This window comes from Gallintestinimicrobium sp., from assembly GCF_046968865.1.
GTDB classification, from domain to species: Bacteria; Bacillota; Clostridia; order Lachnospirales; family Lachnospiraceae; genus Gallintestinimicrobium; species Gallintestinimicrobium propionicum.
This window is the reverse complement of record NZ_JBKVPW010000006.1, coordinates 18,717-43,386: the sequence shown is the minus strand read 5'-3', so window position 1 is coordinate 43,386 and position 24,670 is coordinate 18,717. Positions and strand designations below refer to the sequence as shown.

Below are 24,670 nucleotides of genomic sequence, written 5' to 3'. Positions count from 1 at the left end.
GGCCTTCTTATTTTCAAAAGGAATGGAGCGTGATGTATTTGAAACGACTTCTCGCCTTCCTATGCTGCTTTGCCTTTGTTTTCTGTCTATTCCCCTCCTCTGCCTTTGCAACGGGCGGAAACGGAAACATAGATGGCGGCGGTGGCAGCATGGGTCACGGCACAAGCAGCAACTTCTGGAATTCAGGCAATGATGGTGTCCGCATTACTGTTGTTGACGCATCCAGCGGAACTGCCGTATCTTCTCCACTGGACTTTTCAAACCGGACGCAGAAGACCAGTCTTCTCCACTTTGGCAAAGTCAACAAACTGCAATACCTGGGCGGCGCCGGCCTCTCCCTTCAGTCCGGCGTTGCCTATTCCTGCATCAGACCTGCACAATCTATGCCCACAATCGTCAGCAGCAAGGGGCAGAGCAACATCGAAGCCATCAAACGGTATTTCTGTTCTGAATATGCGTGCATGATGGTCGCTCAGGCAGCCGGAGTCGATTATGAGCGGATGATTGCCGGCGAGTACAAGCTGCTGATCGAGCCCATTGCCTATTTCACGCACAACGGCCAGTATTACTGTATGACAGCTACTGAAGCCGGCCTGTATGATCAGATGTCCGGCGGCAATCTGCGAAAAACCATGACCTCACTTACCCATAAAAATCTGCCGCTGTCAATGTTCCTGGAATTCAGCGACCTTGGCATCTCCGCCTGGACAGGCAGCACCACTGGAAAGCAGAACAATTCCGACATCATCAGCACCCTCGGCGTTGGTATTGTCTGGTTTGATGAAGCTCCGCCGGAAGGAGAAATTCAGGCCCCTGATGTAGAATACCGAGTAGATACGGATGTGATTACCGCCGTCACACTGCGGACAGATCAGGATCTGACGCCGGATAATCCGGCATCGGTTACCTTCCATATCCTCGGCACCACCTACCGGGTCAATGATATAGTGATCCCAGCCGGTGACAGTCAGGTAGTCTGGGTCAAATGGCATACCCCCTCCACCCCGCAGACCGTGACCATTACGGTATCTGTCAGCGGCGCCTATACCGCTCAGGATACCTTTGTTGCAAAGATCGTGGATCTGAATGAGCACATTCCGCCTGACCCTGTGGCAACCGACACCAATCTCGGCTACTCTGTGCCGCCCCTGCCCAATGAAACGCAGAAGCTCACTGCCAACTGGGGCGTCTGGAGCTGCTACTGGGTGCCTGTATGGGTATGGTGCGACCACGGTGAAGATGGCGGGCACTGGGTTGATGAAGGGTATTGGGAATACGAATATACGGGCTACTCCGCTTCCATCAGCGGCGAGATGTCTCTAATGCCAGACGATATTGTACCCACAGCATCCGGCAAGACGATGAAAAGCGGGTACGGCGTTAAAACCGAAGTGCGGGCAACGCTGTCCACAGATGCCCCGACCAGCCACATTACTTATCCCCAAACTGCTTTTTCCGTATTTCCTGAGTTCCAGTATCAGACCTATCTGCGGCTTCTGCAGCGTTCCGGCGGCCAAAGTGCAAAATTCATCTTTAAGCCCAACGAATTTTCCACCTATGACCGGACAGTGCATTTCACACCGCTGTGGTTCCCCGATGCCACCGACTACACCATCTATACACAGGTGTGGGATACCTGGACTCCTGACGGCATGTTATCCATCAACCTAAATGACTATGTTTCGATCCAAGGGAGCCTTTATGATGACTGGTATACCAATCGAGAATAGCCTCTGGACAGCTTACCTGCTTACCATATTTTTTGTGGTGGCCGGCTTTGCTGTCTACGATGTGCTTTACAGACGGGTGCCTGACCGGGCACTCGTCTTTTTTATCCCCTTAGCTGCCCTGGCGCCGGTCCTGCAAGGATATTTCCTGTTAAATCACGGGCTCCCGCCGCTCTTTCTCTGGCCGGTCGCCACCCATGCCCTGGTAGGCGCCCTGCTCGGCTTTTGTATTCCATTGGCAGCTGCACTGGCAACAAACGGCACTGGTCTGGGCGGCGGGGATATCAAGTTCTGCGGGATATTAGGGCTGGTCTATGGCCCTTCCGGCATGGCGCTGGTCTTTCTGACTGCCGCTGTTACCGCAATGCCTGTGATCTTTCTTCTCAGGCGGCTTTATCGAACTGGGCAGCCCCTTGCTATCCCGTTCCTGCCATTTCTCGCCTGTGGCTGCTGTACAGCGACCCTGGCCCAACTATTTTTAAGATAGGAGACAACGCTTATGAAACTGAATAACCGATTCATCTTCGGTATCCTCTCCCTGCTGTTGGCGGCAGTTATCGCCTTTGTGGCACTTCCAACCATCGCCCGTCAGACCAATGGAAAAGAGGAAATCGTCCGTATCACCCAGCCGGTATTGAAAGGCGAGCAAATCTCGTCAGAAAATGCCGAGGTGGTTGAGGTAGGCGGCTATAACCTCCCCTCCAACATCGCCCATCAGCTCTCCGATGTAAATGGTCTTTACGCTACCGCCGACTTGGCTGTGGGTGACTATATCCTTACCAGCAAGATCAGCTCTGTACCGGTTTCGTCCGATGTGGCGCTCAACAGCATCCCTTCCGGTAAGGTTGCTATCTCGCTGACCGTTAAAACACTTGCTTCCGGCCTCTCTGACAAGCTTCAGCCCGGTGACATCATCCGTATTTACCACTTTCTTGATACGGCGGCCGAAGTACCGGAACTGCGTTTTGTCAAAGTATTGTCCGTCACCGACTCAGACGGCATCAATGTGGATAATGCCAAGGAGCCCACGGAGGATGAAGAAAAGCAGCAGTCAGCCACCATCACTGTGCTGGCAAGCCCTGAACAGGCGAAGATCATTACCGGTCTTGAAAATGACGGCGTAGCTCATGTGGCCCTTATCTCCCGCAACAATGACAAACTGGCAGATGAGCTGCTTGCCGAGCAGGATAAGACTCTTCAGGAAATCTACTTCCCCGAAACTTTGATTGAGGAAGAAGCTGCAGATGCGGAAAATTCTGATGTTGAAAGTGAACCCCAGGAAACGGAAACTGCAGAGTCTGCACAATCTACTAATGAAACTGCACCCTCGGCAGAATAATCAAATCAAGGAAGGAGGATCTTCGTTATGGGTAAAGTTATCACCGTCTGGGGAAGCCCCGGCAGCGGCAAATCCATGTTCTGCTGTATTCTGGCCAAAGCCCTGACCCGGGACAAGCGGAAAGCCATCATTATCAATGCCGATATGAATGTCCCTATGCTGCCGGTCTGGCTGCCGGAGCAGATCATCCAGACCAATACCTCTATCGGCCAGGTTTTGAGCAGTGTGGAGATCGATACATCTCTGGTTGCCAGTCATGTGACAGTGCTGAAAAACTATCCCTTCATTGGGATGATGGGCTATGCGGCAGGAGAAAACCCGCTGAGCTACCCAGAGGTCAAATATACCATGGTGCTGCAGCTCATTCATGCTGCCGCCAAACTGGTAGATTTCGTCATTCTGGACTGCAGCACCAGCATGACCAATGTGTTCACTCCCGCCGCTATTGAAGCCGGCGATGTGGTCATCCGTATCCTCACCCCGGACCTAAAGGGCATCAACTACCTGAAAGCCCATCAACCTCTGCTTGTGGACGAGCGCTTCCGGTTTTCTGAGCATATGACATTCGCCGGTCTGGCCCGTCCCTTCCACGCCTTGGATGAAATGGGCTATATCATTGGCGGGTTTGACGGCCTGCTTCCCTACAGTAAGGAGATCGACCGCTGTGCTACCGAAGGCGGTATGTTCAAGGCTATCACCTACTGTAACCCCAAATACACTGCTTCACTGAACAAGGTACTGGAAATTCTGGAGCAAATGGAACTGGCCGAGCAGTCAGAGGAGGATGCGGCGTATGAATGTGAGGAGGATGCCGATGAGTAATTTGAATGATATATTCTTCACACCAGCCGCCAATCAGGAGCTGACCTATGACCAGGTACTGGAGGATGTACAGCGGTATTTTGCCGAAAACCATGCCTCCACCATTGCCGAAGCTGGGGAAGGCAATGCAGAGCGTGCCACAAGCCTGCTGAAAGAACTGATGGAACACTACATTGTCAAACGCAAATATGCCCTTGACGGGCTCTCTACAAAAGAACTGTGTTCCAAGCTCTATGAGGACATGGCCGGCTACTCCTTTTTGAAGAAATGGATCTATAAGCCCGGTGTTGAGGAGGTCAACATCAACGCCTACAACGACATTGAAGTGATCGAATCCAGTGGGCGCAGTATCAAGATCCCTGATAAATTCAGTTCGCCCCAGCACGCCATCGATGTGATCCGCCGAATGCTCAACGCCTGCGGCATGGTCATTGATGATACTATGCCCAGCATTGTGGGATTTCTGGACAAAAACATCCGTATTTCAGTGGACAAAACTCCCATTGTGGATGCAGATGTAGGCGTCAATGCCTCCATCCGTATTGTCAACCAGCAGACCGTCAGTGAAGAAAAACTGCTGAACTCCGGCAGTGCCACCGCTGAAATGCTTCACTTTCTAACTGCCTGTATTCGATATGGGGTGTCTGTCTGCATTGCCGGCTCCACCGGCTCCGGCAAGACCACGATCATGGCCTGGCTGCTGTCCAATGTGCCCAATAACCGGCGCCTTATTACCATTGAAGAAGGCAGCCGCGAATTTGATCTGGTCAAGCGGGATGCGCAGGGCAATATCCTTAATTCCGTAGTACATCTGCTGACCCGCCCCAGCGAGAACCCTGCGTTGAACATCAATCAGGATTTTCTTCTGGAGCGGGTGCTGCGTAAGCATCCGGATGTCATCGGCGTGGGTGAAATGCGGTCAGCAGCAGAAAGCTTGTCCGCAGCCGAAAGTTCCCGCACCGGCCATACCGTATGTACCACCATCCACTCCAATTCCTGCAACAGTACTTACCGCAGGATGATGACCCTTGCCAAACGCAAGTACAACATGGATGACTCCATCCTCATGCAGATCATGGTAGAGGCGTATCCCATCATCGTCTTTACCAAGCAGCTGGAGGACCGTTCCCGTAAGATCATGGAGATCATCGAGGGCGAGGACTACCAGGACGGGCGGCTGATCGCCCATTCCCTATACAAATATGAAGTGGAGGACAATGTAACTGATGACCGTGGTGAAACCCGTGTGGTAGGGCACCATAAAAAAATTGGCTTGATCTCCGATTCCTTGAAGAAAAGGCTGCTGGACAATGGCATTTCCAACAAGGAATTGGAAGAATTCATGCAGCCGCCAAAGGAGGTGAGTTAATTGCAATGGATCTATCTTATCTGTTTTATCCTGCTCAGTGCTGGGCTTTTGGCTCTGTTTGGTGTGAAGCCGGGTGATTTTATCGACGCCCTCTTCCGCTCCCAGCGAAAATCCGCCACCTTGTCGGATGAACTGAATGTTCTTCTGGGCACACCAGCCAAGGGCTTTTTTAATCAGGATTACGAACTGAAACAGATCTTGAAGGGTACCGGACGGGCGGACCGCTATGAGGCAATAAAACGACTGTCCCTGATTCTGTTCGCTGTGGGGGCTGTGCTGGCTCTTTTGATTGGGAATGTGTACATGGTGCCCATTCTGGGTATCGGTTTTTCTCTTATACCGATCTGGTATCTGCGCAGCACTGCCGCCAGCTATAAAAAGCACCTGAATGAAGAACTGGAAACCGCTATTTCCATCATCACGACTTCCTACCTGCGCACCGAGGATCTGATCCGTTCTGTCAAGGAAAACCTGCCCTATATCAATGAGCCGGTAAAAGCCAACTTTGAAGCCTTCGTTTATGAAGCGGAATTGATCAACGCCAACATCACCAGTGCTATCAACAGCCTGAAGATGAAGATTCCCAACCGGGTCTTCCATGAATGGTGCGGCACCCTCATCCAGTGCCAGTCCGACCGCAGTATGAAGAATACCCTTCCTACCATCAACCAGAAATTCTCCGATGTGCGTGTGGTGCAGTCGGAACTTGAGGCAATGATGCAAGGGCCGCGGCGTGAAGCCATCACCATGATATTTCTGGTTATCGCCAATGTGCCGCTGCTCTATTTCTTGAATGAGGATTGGTTCCACACCCTTATCTTCACCACACCGGGCAAAATTGCACTGGCGATCTGCGCAGCCATCATCCTATTTGCGCTGACCCAGATCATGAAACTGAGCAAGCCCATCGAATATGGAGGTGATAGCGTATGACTTTTCTGGCGCTCATCGCCATCATCTTCTTCAGTTTTGCTGTCTACAACCTGACCTGCGCCTTTGTGGACATCCCGACCAAGAAGACCTCACAAATGATGATGCTCTCCCGCAAACAGCAGGGCACCAAAAACGAAAAGCTGCTTGATGTCTATGTGACAAAAATCGCCGGTTGGATCGCCCCTTATTTGCGGCTGGACCGGCTCAAGCGCAATAAGGTACAACGCGCTCTGGACATTGCAGGTCTGCAGCTTACCCCGGAGGTCTATACAGCCAGAGCCTGGGTAACTGCAGGGGCAGTTGGCCTGTGTGCCATCCCCATGGCACTTCTTATTCCGCTGCTGGTGCCTATTTTGATCGGTCTTGCAGTGGCGCTGTGGTTTTCAACCTACTATGCAGCCTTTGATTTTGTTAAAAAACGCCGCAAACTGATTGAGGGCGAGATTCCCCGATTTGCTTTGACCGTCGGCCAGAGCCTTGAAAATGACAGGGATGTACTTAAAATTCTGACTTCCTACCGCCGTGTGGCTGGGAAAGACTTCGGCGCCGAGCTGGATCAGACCATTGCTGATATGAAGACCGGCAACTATGAAAATGCCCTCATTCGATTTGAAACCCGCATTGGCAGCCCCATGCTGTCCGATGTGATCCGTGGCCTGATTGGTGTCCTGCGCGGTGATGACCAGCGGATGTACTTCAAAATGATTACCTTCGATATGCGCCAGATCGAGCAGAACAATCTGAAAAAGGAAGCTGCCAAACGTCCCAAAAAGATCCAGCGTTACTCTATGATGATGCTGATTTGCATTATGATCATCTATCTGGTGGTGCTCTGTACCGAGGTTATGAGTTCGCTCGGGGCATTCTTTGGCTAATCGGCATCCGCCACGGTACTTCCGGGCGTTTTCATACCTGCTCCTCATATGGAAGACAGATACACAGGGAGGTGAGCGTTTGTACCCAAGCGATTTTCCATAGCGACAGGCACACCATTCTTTTTCATCTGGACTGAGCCGGACTGTTTCATCAGCCCGGCTCCATTTTTTACAGGAGAATGCCTATGCCCAAAAAGAAATTTTATCCGCCGAATGATACCGGCACCAAAAAACGACGCTTTCGTTGCTTGCTGTTCCAACGGCCTAAAGCATATCCGAACCGGCCCCGTTCCAACAAAAACAATCTGATCAAGCCTATCCGCCGCGCTTAACAGACGGTGGACTTGATATACCTATCCACTCAATCATCAAACATATAACAGGAGGTTACCCATGAGAAAATTCACGACCCATATCTATACCAAAGCCAACTATCTGCTCAACCGCGGCCGTATGGCATTGTCCAATCAGCGCGGCGATTTTTACATTTCGGACGCCGTCAAGATCATTATCGCCGTAGTTTTGGGTGCGCTGCTCCTGGCGGCTCTGACCCTCATCTTCAATGATACGGTCATCCCCCGCATCACCCAGGAGATTGAAAGTCTGTTCTCCTAAGCACCAAATCAGGGGCCAGTTTGCAGAACTTCTGCAGCTGGCTCCTTTTTTATTTTTAGAAATGCAAATGTACTGTAACGGAGGTGAAAGCATGAATCAAAAACCGTGTCAGTTCTATTCCTTTCTGCAGGCAGTCCGGGGTAACTGGCGTAACGCCCTGTTCATCCGCTGCAGCGGTTCACTTTGTCCAATGATCCGGCAGGCATCTTGTGAGGGATTCCTGATGGCAGCAGACGCAGGCTGTCAGCCGATCTTTCTGTCCGTCCAGACAGTGCGGAAGCTGAGTGGAGAAGCAGTGGACCCCGAAGAATGCTCTGCAATTCTGGAGTGCCGCTCGTTTCGGACTGCTTATACCAAGTTTCTGGAATGGCATACCTCTTCGGACCATGTATGTCCGTTTTTACAGCTATGCCCAGACCGGGATACCTACTTCGGATGATTCTGCCTGTTAAGACGCAATGCCGCCGTCATCGGCGCGTAATGGAGGTGATTTTATTGAAACAAAAGCAAATCAAATGTCCTTATTGTCATGCTCACGCTTCTCTTCGGCCTGCAAGCCTTGTGTATGGATCTACTCCACAGACCAGAGGAAAATTCCTGTATGTCTGCAACAGATGGCCGGCCTGCAATGCCTATGTCAGTGCTCATGAGCGCACATTGCTCCCCATGGGGACACTGGCGAATGGCGATCTGCGCCACAAACGCATTCTAGCCCATCGTGCCCTAAAAAAACTGCAGCAGGACTGCCATATGGAAAAATGGGAAGTCTATATCTGGCTGCAAGCCAAGCTGGGACTGGATGCACACCAGACCCACATCGGCCAGTTTTCCGAATATATGTGCGAGCAAGTCATTTCCCTCTGTCAGCAGGCTCCGGCGTACACATCCGGGCGTGCTGCCTGAACGGAGGTGAAGCCTGATGAAGCAAAACTTTAAGCTTACCAAAGACCAGCAGACACTGGTAGAAAAAAACCTATCCATCGTTCACTGGGTCATTGTCAACAACATCCATGTGAATCCCGGCATCTGTGGTCTGGAGTATGGAGATCTGTTTCAGGAAGGGTGCCTGTGGCTCTGCAAGGCCGCCTTTACCTACCATGCCGGACAGGCACAGTTTTCAACCTACGCCAAAAAGGTTGTGAAAAACGGAATCCTCTCCTACTGCCGCAAAATCTGTAGCCAGGGACGGCACATCAGCCGGCTGATCATCGGAGAACAGGGCGAACTGGCTGCAGATGGAGAACAGATAGACCAGCCAGACGACCATTTTGACTCCCATCTTTCTCGTCTGGAGACCCTTGATCTGCTGGAAGCCAGCAAACAGAACTATCAGGGCGTTGCCAGACTTGGCATCGAAGCACTGGCGCTGAAGGTTCAGGGAATGCGCATTACAGACATCGCCGCCCTCTATCAAGTCCCTCCTTCCCATGTAGGCGCCTGGATTTCCCGTTCTCTGGAAAAACTTCGCAATGACCCTGACTTTTTAACCTGCCTGCTTTGATCTGTTGAAAATCAGCATCAGCAACAGTAAGGGATATGTATAAGAAGGAGGTATCGAAATATGGCAATCAAAACCCTATACACTGCGGTCGGCCGGTTTGAACGAAGGACAAACGGCTGCAACCGCAGTTGTCCAATCATCCTGTTAGGCGGTCAGGAGTACATGGTCGATATGCAGGAAATGGTGATTTGGAGCATGCTCAACTGGAGAATCCTTCGCTGGGATGACATCGCACAAGAATACGAAAAGCTATCCACCGCATCCGGTTACTGTACCGAGCGGTCTTGGGAAGACTGTACAAACCGCCTGCTGACCCGTGGCCTTCTGGTATCCGGCAGTGGTGAAACAGAATACGATGCTCTGTATGACCTGCTTGGCTCGCTCAGCATTATCCCAACCAGCGGACCGTTCTTCCTCCGGCTCGCCTCTTTTGTCAAGCTGACGCTGCTGGCACATGTTCCGGTATCCGCCGCGCGGAAACTGTTCCAGAAAGATAAACGCACCAAATACGAAGCTCTGGTCATGCGCCTTGCCGGACAAGCCCTGCTCTCCACTGCTGAGATCATCAAGTGCATAGATAAAAATATTTCCCGTCTCCCCAATGAATGTGCGCTTTTGGATTCCCTCTACGGCGATGAAACGACCACCAGTGACAACATTGCCAGCATGGTCAAAATCAGCCAGAGCAGCAAACCGGTGACATTAGCCGTTGCCAATCTTTATCTGCGGCAGCAGATTATCTTTGAGAGGGTATGAGCATGATGGAACAATGGACTCTTTTTCCCACTGTATTGCAGAGAAAGTTTCTGCTCACTCTGCTGGCCGGAATCGCCAGTGCGGGAATCAGCGTCATCATCTGCGTGGCGACTAAAGATCATATCCTGCTGGCATTGGGAATTATCGTACTCTGCGCCTGTCTTATATCCTGTAGAGGAATCTGGGTGACTGCGGCACATAAGAACTACGAAGTAGTGGAAGGCATCTGCGCCGGTATCAGTACACCTATGCTCCGCCGCTACCGCAAAGTACATCTGATAGACAGCCATGGCGTAGAGATCACACTGCTTCTCAGTAAATCGGCCCGGCTTAAAATAGGCGAACCCTACCGATTTTACTTTCAGAAAGGGGCACGACCTACCGTTGGAAATGACTATCTGGATGCCGCACTTTCAACGAACAGCTTTTTGGGCTATGAAGCAATCAGCGAGCCGTAGAAAGCGGAACTGAAAGATATGACTGACATCCCCCTAATGTTTTTTGAGGGAACAGAAATCTATTTATATTGCAATCATTTTACAAAAAGGATTCAACTCCTTGACAAAGTGATGTATAATGTACTTTATGTAAATTAGCATCAAGGAGTTTTAGAGATATGAAAAAACTAATAGAAGTATCATTAAAATCTATCATTTTCTTTATTGGATGGGCAATTTTCGTATCAGTTATACCGATTCCTGATATTGACAATACAGCGTTGTGGAGGTTTTTTGCAGAACTAATACCGTTTTTGGCGATTGTTATTATGACCGTCATTTTTTGGTTTGTAGATCGTAAAAAAACCAAGTTACATCTCACACAGCGCCCCGTCTATAGCAGTGTATTAGGAGGGACAGTTGGACTAAGTTGGTTAGGTATATCTGTCGGTATTTTGCTTTTTACCGGGTCTGCACGGATAGAAGGTACTAATCATATTTCTATGCTCTGGCTCTGGATACTATCAGCCTTTATCAACACAATTATGCAGGAAATGTTGGTTCGTGGTTATCTATATCAGATGATAAAGAGAAACTACAATGTAGTTGCGGCAACTGTTGTGTCTACCATGCTGTTTACTTTTGCACATGGAGGTGCTTTTGAAGCAGGAACTCTCCCTGTTTTGAATGTTTTGACAATGAGTTTGTTTATGACAGCAGTTTTGGAATATACAAATTCTTTAATTGCCCCTATAATCGTTCATTTTCTCTGGAATAGTGTAGGAGCGATTATTTTGGGAGGAGTATCACTTGCAGAGGACTATCCACATTTGTTTAATATGACATTCGGTGGCAATCAACTGCTATCTGGTGGAATTTATAAAATTGAAGGCAGTGTTGTAGTATTTGTTTTGAATGTGATTATGATAATTGGATTTATTATGGCAAAGAAAAAGAAGAATATTGCATAAGAAGTCACAAACCAACAATCATGAAGTTGTTTTGAAATGCTCCTTTTATGATGACAGTTTATTTTCACTGTCTCCCATAAAGGGAGCATTTCATTTTCCTTATATTTTGCAGAATACATTCCTTCCGTCCCTATTTATTAGGTAGATAAAAGAAAGGAGGGTTTCCCATGTATAAGCCCCACACCATTGAACAATACAAAGTCTATCGCTTTCTGGAAGAAAACTTTGCGCTGGAGCATTTCCTGCTCGCTCCTTTGTCACGCTTCGGACTGATGCTGGAGGACAAAACCGATGAGAAAATCGCGTTTGCCTTTCTCAATAACTGTGTGCAGGAAATACCCGTACCAGCTCCAGCCGATCCGGAAACGGTAACCGCTTTTCTAAAACAATTCCGCAGCCTTACGCCCCACCCAGTCATCCATGACTTTGAAGCGCTGACCCGCTGGTGGCTGGACAATCCCAACCCGCTTACCTACCAGCAGGCGCTTGGTATGTCCGATGATCTCTACCGCCATTTTCTGTCTCATCCTTTGATCAGTGAAGATGAGGCCCTTCGGCTGGCACGCAAAGGACTCGTTACCGAATCGGAATATAATGACCTGCAGCTATGGTATTTCAACGGCCATACAATGTCCTGCTGGTTTGGTCCTCTGGGAGTAGATGGCACCGGCAGCCTATACGGTCTGACCTTTGACTATCAAACGGCATCCCCAACAAAGACTCAATTCTACCTTTTGGATGACTACTACCGTGTTATGAACCATCTTACAGAGTAAGACCTTTTCAACTACTACATATCGTGCTTGTCACTGGCAATAAATCTATATATAGTGTTTTATATCTTGACAGACACAAGATCCAGTGCTATACTGAACTTGTAATTGATTTTTGTGCGTATCCCATTTGGGAATACAGGTCTTTTTGATCTGTACCGTAGGCCAAAAGCCTGCATTGCACACGCTGTTAAGTTTGTATGCAAGTGTCAGTGATTTTTTGCGCCCTTTTAGGGCCGAAAAACTGCTGGCACTTTTTTATATAGATAATAATGCCAATGGCAGAAAGGAGTGTTATGGCACAGATTTTTGTGTTCGGGCGCGTCATGAACGACCTCGTACCCAAAGAAAGCCAGTCCAAACAAAGCTATGTATGCTTTGATCTGATGGAACGCACCAAAAACTGGACGCAGTTCTATCAGGTATGGGCCTGGGATGCAGATGTCACCCGGCTCATGCAATTCAAGGTCAAAAAAGGCAGTATGATCTGGCTTGCCGGCTCACAGCGGCTGGTAGATGTTCGCATGAAGGACGGTAAATTGGAAAAGAAACTGAAGGTCAGTCTAAATGACTTTGGTTTCCTCCCCAAACAGCCCGCCACAGCGAACAGACAGGAGAATGACCCGGACATTACTGCGGAACCCGCACCGCCTCCCACAGAGGTATTGGACGGTGACCGTGAATCCCTGCCGGAGTAGTTTACTTCGGCGCCCAAGAGGGACCGTATCAAGTTTTTCAGAATGAAACTGAAAGCTTGGTGCGGTCCCTCTTTTTTTGTTTTCCAACAAATTCAGAAAAAGGATGGTATCAAACATGAATAATGACAGAGGACTTTTGAGTGGCAGCATCACGATCCTGATTGGTGCGGTCATCGCAATTATGGCTCTGGTACGCGGGCCCTGGCAAGTCTGGCTGCTTCTGGGCGTTTTCACTCTCTGGGGACTGTGGGTAGTTTTGATCCTGCTTCTCCCCTATATGCAGCAGGCTAAACGGCATCGCCAGCGTCAGCAGCGCACCAGACAACTCCATGCAGAAGGCATCCAAACAAGAAATTTTGAAATTCCTGACCTGGGCAGCACCAGCTCCGATGACCTGCTGGTTCGCCACACCAACCATCGTATTCTGGCATATCTGCGCTCCGCTTATCCGCAAGCCACCTTCGAGTGGTGTGAAAAGCAGCCGGAGCAGCTGATCCGCAATGGCGGTACCGGCCGCATCCGTGTTTTTGGCATTGACGAGTTTGATCACGCTGATGTGACACTGGATCAGAACGCCAATATCAAATGCGATATGGTCAAGATCGTTCCGCTATCCAAGGTCGGCGGAGAAACCGGTGAGGATGATACAACACCTCCGAACAGGCAGCCCGTTGATCCCCGTATCTGGTATGAAACACAGGGACGCTCTGTACTGGAAACACTGATCTCCGACCTTAATTCCCGTGGGCACAGCAAACTGACGCTTCGGGAAGACGGTGATATCTGCATTGAGCAGGGCGAAGATGCTGTTTCTCAGGAGCATCTGAACAACTTTCCCCAGAAGGTCTACTGGCCCCGTCTGGCAGAGGTACTGGAAAGCAATGGTCTGGCCGCAGAAGTCACTGCCCAGGGCATTCAGGTGTCCTGGTAATGCTTCTGACGCCAAGGAGCGAAGAGAAAGGAGTGAACTTGACGAATGAAATCAGGACTTACCATCGTGGAAATGGCACAGCAGATTGAACGCCAATCCAAACTCAAGCAAGACTATTTGCTTGATACCAGACGGCTTCAAGTAGAACCTTTTGGTTCTCAACTTTATCTCCATACCTTTGATGACCACGATGACCCACTGGTAGAGCCATTGGAGATTAACCAGATCGCCCATCGGCAGATCGGCACACATCTGAAGATTCCGGCTGCTTACTATGACCGTATGCTTTCCGATTATCCAGAACTGCTGGCGGAGAATGTGAATTCCTGGTTCCAGCGGGAACCGACCCAGCGTATGGTCCGCACTCTGGATGGCACTGTACGGGCGTTTTTGAGCAACCGCTATCGCCGCATTGACAATCTGGACATTGCAGAAATCGTCCTCCCTGTCATTCAGCAAATGGAGGACGCCTATTTTGAAAGCTGCCAGATCACGGACAGCCGTATGTACATCAAGGTAGTCAACAAGCGGCTTGAAGCCGAAGTTGTACCCGGTGACATCGTACAGTCCGGCGTTATCATCAGCAATAGCGAAGTTGGACTGGGTTCCGTCAACATCCAGCCTTTGGTCTATCGGCTGGTATGCAGTAACGGCATGGTCGTCAACGATGCCCAGACTCGCCGCACTCACATCGGCCGGGTCAATGAGGCAGATGAAAACTTTCAACTGTTCTCACAGGAGACATTGGCCGCTGATGACCACGCATTTGCCATGAAGATCAAAGATACCGTGATGGCCGCCGTGGATGAAACGCGGTTTACACGGGTAGTTGGCATGATGCGTGAAGCCACAACCGTTCAGATGAATACCACTGATATTCCCGGCGTTGTCCGTCTGGCAAGCAAGGATTTCAATATCACCGAGGAAGAAAGCACCGGCGTTCTGCAGCGTCTGATTGAAGGCAAGGATCTGACCCTCTATGGGCTATCCAATGCCGTAACACGCTTTAGTCAGGATGTGGACAGCTATGACCGCGCCACTGCCCTGGAGGGGATCGGATACAATATCCTGTCCATGCCCCGACAGCAGTGGAACCGTATCAATCAGATGGCCGCCTGACCATCTGCAACCATCACAGTTTTTAAGGAGGAACCACTATGTATAATCAGAACAGCGATTTGATGAAACAGGAAAAATTCATGCTCCCCACTATGATCGAAGGCGATTTCAGCGCCGAGGAACTGGCTGAGGACGCCGATGGTCTGCAGATGAGTTTTCAGCGTGTCAAGATTCCCGCCGGCGGCACACTCCAGTTTGAGATGCCGTCCGATGATCCGGACAATCCCGACTATGAAAAGAATCTGGTAGGCGTCATTCTGCATAACCACGCCACCTGCGCCTACTGGCCGGCTGGCAGCGAATATGACGACGATACCACGCCGCTTTGTTCTTCTGTGGATGGCAAGGTTGGCATCGGCACTCCCGGAGGCGCCTGTGCTGCCTGCGTGATGAACCGCTTTGGTTCTGCACCTGATGGCAGCAAGGGAAAAGCCTGTAAAAATATGCGTGTGCTCTACCTGCTTCGCAGTGGTGAATACATGCCTCTGCAGGTAAATCTGCCTCCTACCAGCATCAAGCCCTTCAAGGAATTTCTGAACCGGGCCTTCATGCTCCGCCGCCGCGCCACTTACGGCAGTATCGTGCAGATTGGTCTCAAGCGTGAGAACAACGGCACCAATGACTACAGTGTTGCTACCTTCAAACTGCTGCAGGATTTCCAGGGCGAGGAGCTGGCTCAGATCCGGGCTTACGCCAACAGTTTTAAGGAGCAGATCAAACTCCTGCTCCAGCAGCGTGCCGAAATCACTGAGGAGCAGCGCGACACCGGCTGCGATTATGTAATCGAGCCTGGCGCCATGACCAACGAGCCGGCAGATGGTCACTATACTGTCAGCCAGATCAATGGTGACTGCGAACAGCTGCCTGCATAAGTATCTTGATGTGGTTTGTGCCACATGACACATAAACAAAGGGATGCCTTCGGTCTAACACACCGGAGGTATCCCTCTTTTTTTATTTAAGGAGGAAACCACTATGTTATGTGAAGTACCATTAAACAAAGAACAGCAGGCATTTGCCGCCGATCATCATGGTCTAGTCTACAAGTTTTTAAATGAAAACCGTCTGCCGGAAGATGAGTTTTACGATGTGATCATTTTTGGCTATCTCCGAGCAGTGTATCGCTATTTCAACGAGCCCAAGCTTCAGAAATACTCCTTCGCCACAATCAGCTGGAAATCAATGCAGGGGGCTTTATCTAATTACAATCGATACCAAACTCGCCGCAAACGCAATATGGAGGTTCTCAGTATTCATGTCGGGTTATATCCCGATGGTGCGCCTTTAGAAGATACCATTCCTGCCCATGACCCAATCATGCAGCAGTTGGAAATGGATCTTCTTCTCCACGAGCTGGCCGGCAGAGTCTCTAAGCAGCAAATGGATATTGTGCATCTGAAACAGGGCGGCTATGGCATCCGTGAGATTGCCCGCACCCAGAAGGTTCCTATGCGGCGCATTAAAGAGTTGCTGGCTGAAGTCCATGATGTGCTGCTGGATATTTGCTATGGATGAACCCATTACAGATAAGAAATACCCTTACATCCACATTTTCAAAAAGATTGGAGGTCAAACCGAATGAAGAAAGAAAAGAAACAGATCGTTTTGAATGGTTCTCTGCTGCGTCCACTGTCTGTTGGACGGGGTGCGATTCTGCACGCCGGAGGAAACATCTACCATACTTCGCGTGTGGTGGCGATTCTGGAGGAGTCGGAGGATTGCGTCCGTTTTGAAACGCAGAACTCCCACTACCATCTCTCCATGTCCCCTTTTCCGCTGGCGGCTGTCAGTCCGCTCCCTGTGAGATTGGCCGCATGTGCGTGAAGGGGCTGTAAATGGATTGGAACAGCCGGCTCACGCTGACTATTCCACAAGTTCTGGCCGTGGCGGATACCATTCCGTCACGGCTCTTTTTATGGAGGAACAAAATGAACGAAGAAATCATGAATGAGATCCAACCAGTCCGCCCCAAAGACCAGTTTACCTTTTCCTGCCGTCAATGCGGGGCGTGCTGCCGCAATATCGAAGGCTGTGTCATGGTGGAGAGTCTGGACGCCTACTGTCTGGCCCGCTACCTCCGGGCAAAGGGTGAGCCCATCGAAGGAATAGAGGATTTCCTGTTCCGTTACTGCGAACCAGAACCACTGACTGAGGAAGGCTTCCCTATCTATATGCTCAAGACAAAAGTCCCTAACGGCTCCTGCATCTTCCTTACGGATGGGCGCTGTTCTGTCTACCCTGCCCGTACCCGCACCTGCCGTATCTATCCTCTTACCGTAGGTCCAGGGGAGCGTGGCCGCGATTTTGAATACTGCCTGTGTCTGAACCGACACCAGAGCCACTTTACCGGCAGCCGGGTATCCGTCAAGGACTGGCTGTATCAGAATTTTAAGCGGGAAGACAAAGAATATGTGAAGCGGGAATATGAGATTGCTACCGAACTGGGCAAACTGATGCGCGCCATTGACCCTACCATGCGGCAGGGCATTGTATTCAAGGTGCTCTACTACCGCTATTACAATTTTGATTTAGACCAGCCTTTTCAGCCTCAGTATGAGCAGAATAACCGACACCTGTTAGCAGACCTGCACCGGATTGCCGGGGAACAGTAAAAGGCAAATGGCTTTTAGAAAGGGGGCCTTATTTTATGAATTTACACGAAACAGCGATGGGGCAAAGATTTTTTAATGTTCAGCTCCCCGCACTGATCAACACACTCAAAGACATTGCGGCGGCGCTTTCCCGCCCTGCACCATCTGCTATATCCTTTCCGGCAGACCAACACTTTCTCACTTCGCTCTATTATGGTGAATATGAAGCAGATGTGTTCAAGCCCGATAAACGCCTCGCGCCTTTTAATCAGGCAGTACAGCAGAAAGAAAAAGCTCTGCTTCCGCTGCTCTCAAACGAGGCGTCCATCGCTTTTGAACAGTATCAGGCTGCGGTACAATGCCGCAATTCTGCTGTATTGGAGCAAGCATACGCCTCTGGCTACCGTACCGCTGTGCAGATGTTTGCGGCAGGCTTAGGCCCACAGCCGCCAGTACCGGAACATGGGGAGGATAATAATGGATGAAAACAGACTGCCCGAACTGCCCCAGGAAGCTTTTCGGCCAATGATCGCGCAATCAGTCCAACTGGAACAGTTTTTAGGGGAAGAACTGACTTTTTGCTTTCGGGATCTTGATGGCGCCCATACCTTTACTACCTGCTATGGCGATATCTACAAAACGGTCAATGCACTGCGGGACTATGTCCGGCTTCTGGAATCAGTGTGCGATCAGTGGGAGCTGACTGGATTCCATCGTGCTACCTACGAGTACCATGCAGAAAAACTGCGTAAAATTGCGGATAAACTGCAAGCTGGTATCGGCTACGACTATGACAAAGCGGTGGAAAAATGCAAAAAGAAACGCGCCAGAAAGTCCCACAGCAACGATGTCGGGGAAGATGCCCTTCTACTGACGGTACGGGCTGCCGGCAAGTCCGCTGACAATGAAAAGGAGGCTGCGCCTTATGAGGAAGATACCCCTTGGGAACCTGAACTCGAATAACCCTATAAAAACACCTGTTAAAAAGTATCATGCAAGCGTTGCCCGACAATCCCCCAGAGAACGGAACCGATTGCTGGCTTGCAAGAATTTTGCGTTTACCCACGCCAATGTGCATAAGCACTGCCGCCACTTCCGGCGCGGATAACCGCCCGGAAGCTACCCACGGAGGATGCCTATGGAACGAGATGAACTACGCACCACTTTAGTGAACCATCTGGAAACCCTGCGGCGCAACCTGCAGGTCGTATCCATGGAGGTGCTGAAAACCAAGTACAAAAAACCATTTGATATCCTGCGGCAAGACATCTGTAAAGCCGCTACCGCCTATACCCGCTTTCTGGTATTCGATGGTATGCGGATCAAACACAAATACTTTGATGAGGCCGTACCCTATATTGATGCAGCTGTGAAGCAAACCAAGCGGCTCAAACAGATCTCAGATGCTGCCTTCCAGCGTCAGGATATTGACGAGATCGAATCACTCGCCCTTGCCCTGCGCAAAGAGATAGAAGCAGCTCTGCAGCCCTTCTATATGGGACATATGTGCCTTTATGTGACGCCGGAATGCTTTGACGACCCGCCCAAGACGCCAGAAATCTACAACGATGCAACCGCCTGCGTCTGGAGGGATGGTACATGGCAACTCCTGGAGGATACCAGCAAAGGGTTCCTGCTCTTTGTCCAATCCAAATCCAAGGAGGAATCTGCCGCATGAAAGAAACATCCCAACGATATCTAAACAGCGAGGCTCACGGTTATCTCATGGAGGCCAAAGCCTGTACGCTTTTGCTCAAAGACTTGGAGCGCATCCGCGCCAAGCTCAGGCGGCACATCGAAAAGGAAGCCGCAGACCGCGAGGCAGAATTTGAAGCGGCCATGCAATACCATAGCGAAAGCGACATCCAGGAAGCCTACGGCTGGGAATTCATCAGTGAACAGCAGTATGAGCGCTATCTGGAATTGTTCCGTCAGGGCCGCAGGGAACTTGATGAACACAGCCCCACTGTTACAGAACTGGCTCTCTCCATCCTGAACCGTATCTTTCAGGATATTGATAGAGACTGCCGCCAATGCGAGTTTGAAGCCCTGTCTCTGAAAGAACAGCTTGCCGAGTTGAAGCGTGCTGAGGAATCCAGGCAGGCATGGAGGCAGTATATCGCCAGTCTGAAGGAAATGATCAACCCCTCCGCTGCGCAGGAATGACCCTTAAAATCGCTACTGAAATTTACTTTGCAGGCTGCCTACTTGCAAAATCAGATTTTTTCGGCTAAAATAGGTATATAATAATATATCAGCCGAAATCGAGAAAGGAGGAACGCCTGTGTATATCACCCGACACATGGAGAAACCGGTGATGGAGCTGAATGAACAGTATCCTGTGCTTCTGCTTACCGGACCAAGGCAGGTTGGAAAAACTACCATGCTGGAACATTTGATAGAGGTCGAGGGCAAGGGGCGCAAGAAGGTCTCTTTGGATGATCTGACGCTGCGGGAACTCGCCAAGACGGACCCAAAGATGTTCTTTCAGCTGTATCAGCCGCCGCTGCTCATTGACGAAGTGCAATACGCACCGGAACTGTTCCCATATATCAAAATCATGGTAGATGAACGCCATCAGCCCGGCGATTTCTGGCTGACGGGTTCTCAGCTTTTCAAGATGATGAAGGGCGTACAGGAATCTCTGGCAGGCCGGGTGGCTCTGCTCCACCTCTCACCGCTTTCCCAGAGTGAGATCATGAAACGGCCCCCTGAACCACCGTTCAGCCTGGAGCTGCCTCTTTTGTCAGAACGGCAGAACGGACGCCAAATGCTGAACACGCCAGAGGTCTTTCAGCGTATCCATCAGGGCGGGATGCCTGCCCTGGTCACAGGAACTTATTCCAATGCCTCCATCTTCTATTCCAGTTACATTGACACTTACATGGAACGGGATGTGCGGCGGCTGTCCAATGACATTGACAGCTTGAAGTTTTTGCGGTTCCTGCGTTCTGTTGCCGCCAGGACTTCCCAGCAGGTCAATTACAAGGGCATTGCCGATGATGCGGAGATCGACCAGACCACAGCCAAAAACTGGCTTCATGTTCTGGAGGCGCTGGGGATCATCTTTTTATTGGAGCCCTATTCCAATAATGTCCTCAAACGCACCGTATCCACACCCAAGCTCTACTTCTACGACTCCGGCATTGTCTGCTACCTGACCCGTTGGAGCAGTCCGGAGACAGCCATGGAAGGAGCCATGAGCGGCGCACTACTGGAAAACTATACCGTAGCGGAAATCATCAAGACCTATCAGAACGCCGGTCAGGAGCCATTCCTGTACTATTACCGGGATAAGGATGCCAGAGAAATCGACCTGATCCTGGAGCGGGACGGAAAACTGTTTCCCATCGAGATCAAAAAGATGGCCTCGCCGCCAAAGAAATTGACGAAGGTATTTGACCTGATCGACAAGTCCCCACTGCAGCGCGGCACTGGTGCTATCCTGTGCATGGCTGACCAGTTGGGCGCTTTTGATCAGAACAATCTGATCGTGCCTATCTCTTTGATTTAACGAGGAACCCTGCCGCATTACCTGCGGCTTATAACCGAAAGGATCGACAGACTGCATTTAGCGGCCTGCCGGTCCTTTTTTCATTTAGGAGGAAACACCTGATGATAAAACGACAAATATCTTTTCTGTTTGAAGATCCCGGATTCTGTATAGATGTATTCTGCACCATTGCAGAACCGGTACGCTACTACAACCGGGATACCGAAAGCGGCGCATGGTACAGCTCTACACCGGACTGGAATGAAAATGGCAGTCTCATCCGGGAAGACCTCATCTTTGAAGTGATTGCAGGTGGCGTAGTCTGTGCACTGGACGGCAATGGTAACTTTGAAGGCAAGAAACCCTTCGTACCTTTCTGCCAATTCCGCCAATCGCTGGTGCAGTCCGTTCATACACAATATCCGCACCTGCAGAATCAGGAAGCACTAAGGGAAAAGCTGCTCTCCCTGCCGGATGCCAGAGAAACGGTTGGGCATGGTTGGTACTGGGAAAACTGGCTCTTTGCCACCGATGTTGAGAACACCGCTGAGGAAGCAGTAGACTCAGCCGAATGGCTAAATAGTCAGTTCCACATTCTGGCTGTCCGCTATACCCACAAGCCCACCGGCTTTGTGTTTACCAACTACCGTTTCCGGGACAAAAGAACCGAAGCCAAATCTTCCGGACATGACCTACTGCTCTATGACTGGAAAGACCAATGACCGCACTGCGTCAAAAAATGCAGCACCTATACACAAGGAGGATACAAAATGAAAATCCACGAAGATCGTTCCCATATGAATATTGATACCAGATGGTTTGAAAAAGGCTATGCCAAAGAAGACGTCCACTCCCTGCGCCTGCAATCCCTATGCACCGAAGCAGAGGCCGCAGCCAACAAACAGTTTTATGACAGCCACACCCGCGAAGAATGGGAACAGTATATCCGTCAGGCAAGTTTGGAGAGCAGCGCAGCAATGAAACCCGTCATGGAAGCCATCGCACAGGACTTTGTCTGCTACCAGTATGACGAAAATATCCCTGTGTCCTATGGCAGCGACCGATGGGATCTGTACTTCTGGTGTAATCCCTTTAGCGGCGCCGCAGACGCATCCGAACGGGATTTCTCGTATTTCACGCTGACCTTTAACGAGCGTCAGACGCTGGAGAAACGGAGAAAAGTCTGTCAACAAGTGCTGGATCTCCTATGCTCACGCTTTCAGGAGCATCCCCATCTCCATGTAGCCGTACAGTATTCCATATGGTTTGACCACCCGAAGATCCACGATGCTGTGGAGCGCGCAAAGCCCCGTCTGCATGGCCTGCGCTGTATCCAGGACCAAAAAGAAGGAAAACTGCTCCTGCAGGACGGTGCCCTGCTCTTCAAGCCAAAATACGCAAAGAAATATTCCCGCACGCTGAGTCAGAGCCAGATTTTGTCTCTTAGTTGGGAACTGGGCGTGGCGGACGAAGAACCGGATATCGATGCGGCACCTGTTACCTTGCCTTACAAGAAATTTGGCGCCACGCACCCCATCCAGCTGCAGGTGACTTCCTACCTGAATGGAAACCTTGCCATACAAATGGTGACATGGGAAAGCGGCGACCCGGAACCCTGGGCGACTCTCACCGTCAACCTGCCCGGCCAACGGCAAAAAGGCCATGCCTTTATCGACACCAATGCCGATTCGGAATTTCCCACTTGGCTCATACGACATGGTCTGGCTATCCCAACCGGTCGCACCATGCAGAGTGGGTTCTGCACCTATCCCGAATATCGTTTTCGTGCCAACCGGCTGCAGGAGCTGGACCCGGAAGGGTATGCAGGCTACCTGAAAAACTTTGAAAGGCGGTGCAGCGCATGAAATATAAGGCAGTTTATGATGTACTGAATGAAAGGCGGCAGACTACCCCCGGTTTCTGTTACCATGACCGCAGCGGCTGGCGTGCTTACCCCCAGACCTACATGACCATGCAGTGCCCTTTATGGATTATTGCTGAAGATGCTGCCACGGGCAGGCGTCTGTGGATCACTCAGGAGGGCCCCCGATTTAGCATTTCCATTCGAAGGATGGATGAACAGCGGCACAACTATGGCCCTACCTATCGCATTACTTGTGAAAACAGGACAAAACTGGCTCAGGTTCTGCGCTATCAGTTCGAGTCAAAAACTTTGGCTGTGTAGCTGACGATGACCAGAGAGGAACTGCATTCCTCTCCCTGCTCCGGGTTCCTTGTCCGGAACACACACTAAGAAGCACCGGCAATCTGCATTTTTGCAGGCGTCCGGTGCTTCTTTGGAGGAAAACGCTTATGAATACTCTCGTATTTACACTGGGCGAACACCGATCCCAGCTGACTTTGAAAATCAGTACCTATCCCAACGGCAATCTCGCCATCAAGCTTTATGAAAAGGATCACGGCATCCTGATTTTTTGGGAAACCCTTACCACCAACTTAACCGGAATCCGGCCCGACCACTGCGCTTTCATCAATATAAAAGCCGCAGACGGACTTTTTCCAGTCTGGCTGTCAGACAATCACCTTGCGGAACCTACCGGGCAAATTCTTGAATCGGATGGCTGCCTTTACCCTGAATACCTGTTTAATGGCAAAGAACTGGATGCCCTGGATCATGAGGGGCACACCCTCTACATCCGGCGGCAGAAAGGCGAACTTGGGCGCCGCTTTGAGCGGCTGTATCTTGCCCTGCGAAGACTGGCGCGAGAAATCAACGGATTCAGCTACACCGATTACAGCGGCTGGCGGTGTCTGGATGGGAGTTCCTCCACCCTGCCCCTCTGGATCGAGGCATTTGACCCTTCTCATGGCCGCAAATTCATCTTCACGCAGAAAGGTCCCGCACTCCAAACTACCATCCTCTATGCAGATGGCACAGAGAAGCAGCGCATCTATCGGCGTAAAGAGGACATGGCAACCGAGCTGATGGCCATGTTTCAGGAAGAATTGCGTGTCTACCCTCCCTGGTCTGAAGACCGGAGGAAACGGTACGAATATGAAAGACAATAAAATAGGAGGACATCATCATGAAGATCCGTATCTATCCCAAATCCCTGTTGGAAACCGTATGGCAGCAGGACAAACTGCTGTTTACCCCAGAGGCAGAGCAACCACCCCTGTGTCTTCGGTGTGGTCAGACGCTGGACCGCAGGCTGGTCATCAACGCCCTGAGCCGCTATGCAGATGTCCATATCTGCGAGGCGTGCGGTATGGATGAAGCCCTGCGTGATGCCAACCGTTGCCCACTCCCTCTAACAGAATGGGCAGCTGTCAAAAACGGTTTGAGCCAGCAGCAGACCAATTTTGAAGATCCGCTACTGACTACTTCCTGCGCCTTTGAAGATCTGTTTCAGCAAGGCTCCCGTCCTGCCAGCGAGATAGCCTATTCCCGTTCTGATTATGATGGATGGAAATGGTGGACCACCTGGCATCAGTGCCAAAAGGATACGCCTGTTCTGGAAGTTGCCCGTGAAATTGATGCTTTCCAGGATGCGCTATTCCAACTGCCGGAGTTTCGGAATTTGGACACCTTGACACGGTTCTGCCGAGGGTACGCCCAACCCACCAGCGAGCCCACCGAATTCAATTTGTATTCGGAAACTGCTCACTTTTATATCTGGCTGCGGCTGATTACTAGGCGTCGAGATTATAATGTGTATGTACATTACTATCTGAAAGGTTAAAAAGTCTGCAACGCAC

33 protein-coding genes are annotated in these 24,670 nt (G+C 50.5%); all 33 read left to right on the top strand.

From position 1 onward, the window contains the following. Positions 1-32: 32 nt before the first annotated feature. Positions 33-1,730 (top strand): hypothetical protein, encoded by a 1,698-nt coding sequence (locus tag ACLTOQ_RS06920; protein WP_173700508.1) that lies wholly within the window; start codon positions 33-35, stop codon positions 1,728-1,730. Beyond that, positions 1,702-2,214 (top strand): prepilin peptidase, encoded by a 513-nt coding sequence (locus ACLTOQ_RS06915; protein WP_006873407.1) that lies wholly within the window; start codon positions 1,702-1,704, stop codon positions 2,212-2,214. Before ACLTOQ_RS06920 ends, ACLTOQ_RS06915 begins: the two co-directional genes overlap by 29 nt. A 12-nt stretch (positions 2,215-2,226) precedes the next feature. Further along, positions 2,227-3,066, top strand: coding sequence for a Flp pilus assembly protein CpaB (locus ACLTOQ_RS06910; RefSeq protein ID WP_003499634.1), 840 nt, complete (start codon positions 2,227-2,229; stop codon positions 3,064-3,066). Between the two features lie 27 nt (positions 3,067-3,093). Further along, positions 3,094-3,888 (top strand): hypothetical protein, encoded by a 795-nt coding sequence (locus ACLTOQ_RS06905; protein ID WP_006873409.1) that lies wholly within the window; start codon positions 3,094-3,096, stop codon positions 3,886-3,888. Beyond that, the gene (locus tag ACLTOQ_RS06900; protein WP_215725540.1) at positions 3,881-5,257 is read left to right on the top strand and encodes a CpaF/VirB11 family protein; all 1,377 of its coding nucleotides are present in this window, start codon (positions 3,881-3,883) and stop codon (positions 5,255-5,257) included. The genes ACLTOQ_RS06905 and ACLTOQ_RS06900 overlap by 8 nt, the downstream gene beginning before the upstream one ends. Continuing rightward, positions 5,258-6,190, top strand: a complete 933-nt coding sequence (locus ACLTOQ_RS06895; protein ID WP_006873411.1) for a type II secretion system F family protein — start codon at positions 5,258-5,260, stop codon at positions 6,188-6,190. Next, positions 6,187-7,065, top strand: coding sequence for a hypothetical protein (locus ACLTOQ_RS06890; protein ID WP_008394770.1), 879 nt, complete (start codon positions 6,187-6,189; stop codon positions 7,063-7,065). The genes ACLTOQ_RS06895 and ACLTOQ_RS06890 overlap by 4 nt, the downstream gene beginning before the upstream one ends. Before the next feature lie 185 nt (positions 7,066-7,250). Then, positions 7,251-7,397, top strand: a complete 147-nt coding sequence (locus ACLTOQ_RS06885; RefSeq protein WP_006873413.1) for a hypothetical protein — start codon at positions 7,251-7,253, stop codon at positions 7,395-7,397. Positions 7,398-7,458: 61 nt separating this feature from the next. Beyond that, positions 7,459-7,680: a DUF6133 family protein gene (locus tag ACLTOQ_RS06880; protein ID WP_006873414.1), complete on the top strand. Its 222-nt coding sequence runs from the start codon at positions 7,459-7,461 to the stop codon at positions 7,678-7,680. A 91-nt stretch (positions 7,681-7,771) separates the two neighbouring features. Continuing rightward, positions 7,772-8,119 (top strand): hypothetical protein, encoded by a 348-nt coding sequence (locus tag ACLTOQ_RS06875; RefSeq protein ID WP_003499640.1) that lies wholly within the window; start codon positions 7,772-7,774, stop codon positions 8,117-8,119. A 47-nt stretch (positions 8,120-8,166) separates the two neighbouring features. Next, entirely contained in the window at positions 8,167-8,583 is a 417-nt protein-coding gene (locus tag ACLTOQ_RS06870; RefSeq protein WP_412319184.1) for a zinc-finger-containing protein, read from the top strand. Positions 8,584-8,599: 16 nt separating this feature from the next. Then, positions 8,600-9,181: a sigma-70 family RNA polymerase sigma factor gene (locus ACLTOQ_RS06865; RefSeq protein ID WP_008394765.1), complete on the top strand. Its 582-nt coding sequence runs from the start codon at positions 8,600-8,602 to the stop codon at positions 9,179-9,181. A gap of 60 nt (positions 9,182-9,241) precedes the next feature. Further along, positions 9,242-9,937, top strand: coding sequence for a hypothetical protein (locus ACLTOQ_RS06860; protein ID WP_025529799.1), 696 nt, complete (start codon positions 9,242-9,244; stop codon positions 9,935-9,937). A gap of 2 nt (positions 9,938-9,939) precedes the next feature. Then, positions 9,940-10,395, top strand: a complete 456-nt coding sequence (locus ACLTOQ_RS06855) for a hypothetical protein (RefSeq protein WP_318281134.1) — start codon at positions 9,940-9,942, stop codon at positions 10,393-10,395. A gap of 158 nt (positions 10,396-10,553) precedes the next feature. Further along, positions 10,554-11,345, top strand: a complete 792-nt coding sequence (locus ACLTOQ_RS06850) for a CPBP family intramembrane glutamic endopeptidase (RefSeq protein WP_008394760.1) — start codon at positions 10,554-10,556, stop codon at positions 11,343-11,345. 167 nt (positions 11,346-11,512) lie between these two features. Next, entirely contained in the window at positions 11,513-12,121 is a 609-nt protein-coding gene (locus ACLTOQ_RS06845) for a hypothetical protein (protein WP_008394758.1), read from the top strand. A 293-nt stretch (positions 12,122-12,414) separates the two neighbouring features. Then, entirely contained in the window at positions 12,415-12,816 is a 402-nt protein-coding gene (locus tag ACLTOQ_RS06840; protein ID WP_025529798.1) for a single-stranded DNA-binding protein, read from the top strand. Between the two features lie 115 nt (positions 12,817-12,931). Beyond that, entirely contained in the window at positions 12,932-13,747 is an 816-nt protein-coding gene (locus ACLTOQ_RS06835) for a hypothetical protein (RefSeq protein WP_008394754.1), read from the top strand. 45 nt (positions 13,748-13,792) lie between these two features. After that, a complete protein-coding gene (locus ACLTOQ_RS06830; protein ID WP_006874318.1) occupies positions 13,793-14,866 on the top strand; it encodes a DUF932 domain-containing protein in 1,074 nt (357 codons plus the stop codon). Between the two features lie 38 nt (positions 14,867-14,904). Beyond that, on the top strand, positions 14,905-15,738 hold the full coding sequence (locus ACLTOQ_RS06825; RefSeq protein ID WP_006874319.1) for a hypothetical protein: 834 nt from the start codon (positions 14,905-14,907) through the stop codon (positions 15,736-15,738). A 103-nt stretch (positions 15,739-15,841) separates the two neighbouring features. Next, positions 15,842-16,381, top strand: a complete 540-nt coding sequence (locus ACLTOQ_RS06820) for a hypothetical protein (RefSeq protein WP_008394752.1) — start codon at positions 15,842-15,844, stop codon at positions 16,379-16,381. A gap of 63 nt (positions 16,382-16,444) precedes the next feature. After that, a complete protein-coding gene (locus ACLTOQ_RS06815) occupies positions 16,445-16,690 on the top strand; it encodes a hypothetical protein (protein WP_006874321.1) in 246 nt (81 codons plus the stop codon). A 104-nt stretch (positions 16,691-16,794) separates the two neighbouring features. Further along, complete coding sequence (locus tag ACLTOQ_RS06810; RefSeq protein ID WP_412319140.1) at positions 16,795-17,478, top strand: YkgJ family cysteine cluster protein; 684 nt, start codon at positions 16,795-16,797, stop codon at positions 17,476-17,478. A 35-nt stretch (positions 17,479-17,513) separates the two neighbouring features. Further along, positions 17,514-17,942: a DUF6809 family protein gene (locus tag ACLTOQ_RS06805; protein WP_173700511.1), complete on the top strand. Its 429-nt coding sequence runs from the start codon at positions 17,514-17,516 to the stop codon at positions 17,940-17,942. Then, complete coding sequence (locus tag ACLTOQ_RS06800) at positions 17,935-18,420, top strand: hypothetical protein (protein WP_173885392.1); 486 nt, start codon at positions 17,935-17,937, stop codon at positions 18,418-18,420. The genes ACLTOQ_RS06805 and ACLTOQ_RS06800 overlap by 8 nt, the downstream gene beginning before the upstream one ends. A 175-nt stretch (positions 18,421-18,595) precedes the next feature. Continuing rightward, entirely contained in the window at positions 18,596-19,135 is a 540-nt protein-coding gene (locus ACLTOQ_RS06795; protein ID WP_412319139.1) for a decarboxylase, read from the top strand. Further along, positions 19,132-19,623, top strand: coding sequence for an adenylosuccinate lyase (locus ACLTOQ_RS06790; RefSeq protein ID WP_412319138.1), 492 nt, complete (start codon positions 19,132-19,134; stop codon positions 19,621-19,623). Before ACLTOQ_RS06795 ends, ACLTOQ_RS06790 begins: the two co-directional genes overlap by 4 nt. Positions 19,624-19,741: 118 nt before the next feature. Next, positions 19,742-20,971 carry an ATP-binding protein gene (locus ACLTOQ_RS06785; protein ID WP_412319137.1) on the top strand — a complete coding sequence of 410 codons (1,230 nt, stop codon included), beginning with the start codon at positions 19,742-19,744 and terminating at the stop codon, positions 20,969-20,971. A gap of 101 nt (positions 20,972-21,072) precedes the next feature. Next, positions 21,073-21,672 carry a hypothetical protein gene (locus ACLTOQ_RS06780; protein WP_173885396.1) on the top strand — a complete coding sequence of 200 codons (600 nt, stop codon included), beginning with the start codon at positions 21,073-21,075 and terminating at the stop codon, positions 21,670-21,672. Positions 21,673-21,720: 48 nt separating this feature from the next. Next, positions 21,721-22,815: a DUF4313 domain-containing protein gene (locus ACLTOQ_RS06775; protein WP_148336090.1), complete on the top strand. Its 1,095-nt coding sequence runs from the start codon at positions 21,721-21,723 to the stop codon at positions 22,813-22,815. After that, complete coding sequence (locus ACLTOQ_RS06770; protein WP_008394742.1) at positions 22,812-23,135, top strand: hypothetical protein; 324 nt, start codon at positions 22,812-22,814, stop codon at positions 23,133-23,135. The genes ACLTOQ_RS06775 and ACLTOQ_RS06770 overlap by 4 nt, the downstream gene beginning before the upstream one ends. A 128-nt stretch (positions 23,136-23,263) precedes the next feature. Then, positions 23,264-23,980, top strand: coding sequence for a DUF4313 domain-containing protein (locus ACLTOQ_RS06765; protein WP_412319136.1), 717 nt, complete (start codon positions 23,264-23,266; stop codon positions 23,978-23,980). A 17-nt stretch (positions 23,981-23,997) separates the two neighbouring features. Then, complete coding sequence (locus ACLTOQ_RS06760) at positions 23,998-24,654, top strand: hypothetical protein (protein ID WP_412319135.1); 657 nt, start codon at positions 23,998-24,000, stop codon at positions 24,652-24,654. Positions 24,655-24,670: the final 16 nt, after the last annotated feature.

What these genes read in the sequence shown, in the direction of transcription:
- ACLTOQ_RS06835 (WP_008394754.1), top strand. Translation starts at nt 12,932, where the DNA reads ATGAATAATGACAGAGGACTTTTGAGTGGCAGCATCACGATCCTGATT.
- ACLTOQ_RS06850 (WP_008394760.1), top strand. Translation starts at nt 10,554, where the DNA reads ATGAAAAAACTAATAGAAGTATCATTAAAATCTATCATTTTCTTTATT.
- ACLTOQ_RS06825 (WP_006874319.1), top strand. Translation starts at nt 14,905, where the DNA reads ATGTATAATCAGAACAGCGATTTGATGAAACAGGAAAAATTCATGCTC.
- ACLTOQ_RS06880 (WP_006873414.1), top strand. Translation starts at nt 7,459, where the DNA reads ATGAGAAAATTCACGACCCATATCTATACCAAAGCCAACTATCTGCTC.
- ACLTOQ_RS06855 (WP_318281134.1), top strand. Translation starts at nt 9,940, where the DNA reads ATGATGGAACAATGGACTCTTTTTCCCACTGTATTGCAGAGAAAGTTT.
- ACLTOQ_RS06800 (WP_173885392.1), top strand. Translation starts at nt 17,935, where the DNA reads ATGGATGAAAACAGACTGCCCGAACTGCCCCAGGAAGCTTTTCGGCCA.
- ACLTOQ_RS06815 (WP_006874321.1), top strand. Translation starts at nt 16,445, where the DNA reads ATGAAGAAAGAAAAGAAACAGATCGTTTTGAATGGTTCTCTGCTGCGT.
- ACLTOQ_RS06795 (WP_412319139.1), top strand. Translation starts at nt 18,596, where the DNA reads ATGGAACGAGATGAACTACGCACCACTTTAGTGAACCATCTGGAAACC.
- ACLTOQ_RS06860 (WP_025529799.1), top strand. Translation starts at nt 9,242, where the DNA reads ATGGCAATCAAAACCCTATACACTGCGGTCGGCCGGTTTGAACGAAGG.
- ACLTOQ_RS06760 (WP_412319135.1), top strand. Translation starts at nt 23,998, where the DNA reads ATGAAGATCCGTATCTATCCCAAATCCCTGTTGGAAACCGTATGGCAG.
- ACLTOQ_RS06915 (WP_006873407.1), top strand. Translation starts at nt 1,702, where the DNA reads ATGATGACTGGTATACCAATCGAGAATAGCCTCTGGACAGCTTACCTG.
- ACLTOQ_RS06780 (WP_173885396.1), top strand. Translation starts at nt 21,073, where the DNA reads ATGATAAAACGACAAATATCTTTTCTGTTTGAAGATCCCGGATTCTGT.
- ACLTOQ_RS06890 (WP_008394770.1), top strand. Translation starts at nt 6,187, where the DNA reads ATGACTTTTCTGGCGCTCATCGCCATCATCTTCTTCAGTTTTGCTGTC.
- ACLTOQ_RS06910 (WP_003499634.1), top strand. Translation starts at nt 2,227, where the DNA reads ATGAAACTGAATAACCGATTCATCTTCGGTATCCTCTCCCTGCTGTTG.
- ACLTOQ_RS06865 (WP_008394765.1), top strand. Translation starts at nt 8,600, where the DNA reads ATGAAGCAAAACTTTAAGCTTACCAAAGACCAGCAGACACTGGTAGAA.
- ACLTOQ_RS06905 (WP_006873409.1), top strand. Translation starts at nt 3,094, where the DNA reads ATGGGTAAAGTTATCACCGTCTGGGGAAGCCCCGGCAGCGGCAAATCC.
- ACLTOQ_RS06775 (WP_148336090.1), top strand. Translation starts at nt 21,721, where the DNA reads ATGAAAATCCACGAAGATCGTTCCCATATGAATATTGATACCAGATGG.
- ACLTOQ_RS06875 (WP_003499640.1), top strand. Translation starts at nt 7,772, where the DNA reads ATGAATCAAAAACCGTGTCAGTTCTATTCCTTTCTGCAGGCAGTCCGG.
- ACLTOQ_RS06770 (WP_008394742.1), top strand. Translation starts at nt 22,812, where the DNA reads ATGAAATATAAGGCAGTTTATGATGTACTGAATGAAAGGCGGCAGACT.
- ACLTOQ_RS06920 (WP_173700508.1), top strand. Translation starts at nt 33, where the DNA reads ATGTATTTGAAACGACTTCTCGCCTTCCTATGCTGCTTTGCCTTTGTT.
- ACLTOQ_RS06790 (WP_412319138.1), top strand. Translation starts at nt 19,132, where the DNA reads ATGAAAGAAACATCCCAACGATATCTAAACAGCGAGGCTCACGGTTAT.
- ACLTOQ_RS06830 (WP_006874318.1), top strand. Translation starts at nt 13,793, where the DNA reads ATGAAATCAGGACTTACCATCGTGGAAATGGCACAGCAGATTGAACGC.
- ACLTOQ_RS06845 (WP_008394758.1), top strand. Translation starts at nt 11,513, where the DNA reads ATGTATAAGCCCCACACCATTGAACAATACAAAGTCTATCGCTTTCTG.
- ACLTOQ_RS06900 (WP_215725540.1), top strand. Translation starts at nt 3,881, where the DNA reads ATGAGTAATTTGAATGATATATTCTTCACACCAGCCGCCAATCAGGAG.
- ACLTOQ_RS06810 (WP_412319140.1), top strand. Translation starts at nt 16,795, where the DNA reads ATGAACGAAGAAATCATGAATGAGATCCAACCAGTCCGCCCCAAAGAC.
- ACLTOQ_RS06840 (WP_025529798.1), top strand. Translation starts at nt 12,415, where the DNA reads ATGGCACAGATTTTTGTGTTCGGGCGCGTCATGAACGACCTCGTACCC.
- ACLTOQ_RS06820 (WP_008394752.1), top strand. Translation starts at nt 15,842, where the DNA reads ATGTTATGTGAAGTACCATTAAACAAAGAACAGCAGGCATTTGCCGCC.
- ACLTOQ_RS06885 (WP_006873413.1), top strand. Translation starts at nt 7,251, where the DNA reads ATGCCCAAAAAGAAATTTTATCCGCCGAATGATACCGGCACCAAAAAA.
- ACLTOQ_RS06765 (WP_412319136.1), top strand. Translation starts at nt 23,264, where the DNA reads ATGAATACTCTCGTATTTACACTGGGCGAACACCGATCCCAGCTGACT.
- ACLTOQ_RS06805 (WP_173700511.1), top strand. Translation starts at nt 17,514, where the DNA reads ATGAATTTACACGAAACAGCGATGGGGCAAAGATTTTTTAATGTTCAG.